Source organism: Dysgonomonas sp. Shenzhen-Wh21 (genome assembly GCF_043392705.1).
GTDB lineage: Bacteria > Bacteroidota > Bacteroidia > Bacteroidales > Dysgonomonadaceae > Dysgonomonas.
The window spans coordinates 1-1,693 of sequence record NZ_JAIXHZ010000185.1 but is presented as its reverse complement, the minus strand read 5'-3'; the positions used below and the strand labels follow the sequence as shown (position 1 = coordinate 1,693).

Annotated in this window: 3 protein-coding genes; 2 read left to right on the top strand and 1 reads right to left on the bottom strand. The window is 36.1% G+C overall.

From position 1 onward, the window contains the following. Both LDB17_RS13155 and LDB17_RS13150 read left to right on the top strand, forming a co-directional pair. Positions 1–291 (top strand): FecR domain-containing protein (locus tag LDB17_RS13155; protein WP_393925069.1); only part of this gene is annotated, 291 nt, incomplete at its 5' end. A 35-nt stretch (positions 292–326) separates the two neighbouring features. Continuing rightward, on the top strand, positions 327–1,475 hold the full coding sequence (locus LDB17_RS13150; protein ID WP_393925068.1) for a carboxypeptidase-like regulatory domain-containing protein: 1,149 nt from the start codon (positions 327–329) through the stop codon (positions 1,473–1,475). On the opposite strand, the gene LDB17_RS13145 is transcribed toward LDB17_RS13150, so the two are convergent. Continuing rightward, positions 1,432–1,693: hypothetical protein (locus LDB17_RS13145; protein WP_393925067.1), on the bottom strand; the 262-nt coding region annotated here is incomplete at its 5' end. The two genes, LDB17_RS13150 and LDB17_RS13145, sit on opposite strands and share 44 nt — an antisense overlap.

Below are 1,693 nucleotides of genomic sequence, written 5' to 3'. Positions count from 1 at the left end.
TTGCTCATTCGGCTTCAATATTTATCGAAACAAATTGTGGATGCAAAGAGAGTAGCAATGTGGAAAGATGGATATTTAATATTTCAGGAAGCCTCTTTTGGTGATATTCTGCATGCTATAGAAAAACGCTATGATGTAGTTATACACTTTGATGCGGGTAAATATGAAGGAAGGACATTTACGGTACGTTTCTCTCCAGAAGAAACCCTGCCGGAAACCCTTGACATACTAAAAGAAATTATCCGAGACTTCAATTATAAGATAAAAAGCAATACTATATATATATATTGAAAAGCAATTAATTAACCTTTAAAATTTATACTCTAATGTTGAAAAGAAAGCATGTTTATACATGGCTTACAGTACTTCTATTGTCTTGTTTGAGCCATGTTTGGGCGCAGTCCAACATTAATATTGTGAATAATAATATCACAATCAGGGCTGCATTGTATGAAATAGAAAAACAAAGTGGCTATTCGGTCGGATTTGATGAAACGGATCTTGATGTAGAAAAAAAACTCTCGATATCAATCCGTAATTTATCTTTGGAAGACGCTCTTAAACAGGTTCTGAAAAATGAGAATTGTAGCTATACAATTAAGCAGAAACATATAATCATTGTTTCGAAACAAAAAAAGGACTCTGACCTTACTCAGCATAGCATTGTGGCACAGGGAAAAACAGTACAGGGAACAGTTATTGACAATCAAGGAGAGCCTTTGATTGGAGTAAGTGTAGTGCAAGAAGGAACAAATAATGGAACAATCACAGATTTGGATGGTAGTTTCTCTATCTCAGTAAAAGACGAAAAATCTGTATTATTGATCTCTTATGTGGGATATGCATCACAACGTATTACTGTTGGTAAAAACTCGCATATACAAGTCAAACTACAAGAGAATAATAAGGAGTTGGAAGAAGTAGTTGTTATAGGTTATAATACGGTAAAAAAGAAGGACTTGACGACTGCTGTTGCTGTAGTATCTACGGAAGATATTTCAGAACGTCCAATTATATCAGCAGCTCAGGCTATACAAGGAAGAGCTGCCGGAGTACAGGTTGTTCAACCCTCAGGTCAGCCGGGTTCTGAACTATCTATCAGAGTCAGAGGTGCAACATCTATACAGGCTGGGAATGAGCCGCTATATGTAGTAGATGGTACTCCAATGACGACTATTTCGAATCTTAGTGCGAATGATATAGAAAGTATGCAAATACTTAAAGATGCTTCATCTGCTGCTATCTATGGAGCAAGAGCAGCTAATGGAGTTGTACTTATTACGACTAAAAGAGGGAAGGCTGGCGTACGTTCTGTGAGCTTTAGTTCGTATGTTGGATTTTCGAAGCTGGGAAATAAAATAAATGCATTGAACACTGAACAGTATAAAGATTATATCAAAGATCTAAACAAGTACACAGATACACCTGTCTCTATCCCTGATGAAGAAACTCGTTATACAAATTCGACTTTTTAACAATACCTTGTTCATCCAAATAACCGGCAGATGCAAAATACTGAAGTTTATCAGTTCCACTGGTTAATGACAACTGATAATTTTGATTACTACCGGTTCCGTAAAATGCATCAGTCCAATTTGTATAACGAGTTTCTTCATCAGGGATAGAGACAGGTGTATCTGTGTACTTGTTTAGATCTTTGATATAATCTTTATACTGTTCAGTGTTCAATGCA

Excerpts from the sequence above, each read along its gene's own strand:
- LDB17_RS13150 (WP_393925068.1), top strand. The coding sequence starts at position 327 with ATGTTGAAAAGAAAGCATGTTTATACATGGCTTACAGTACTTCTATTG.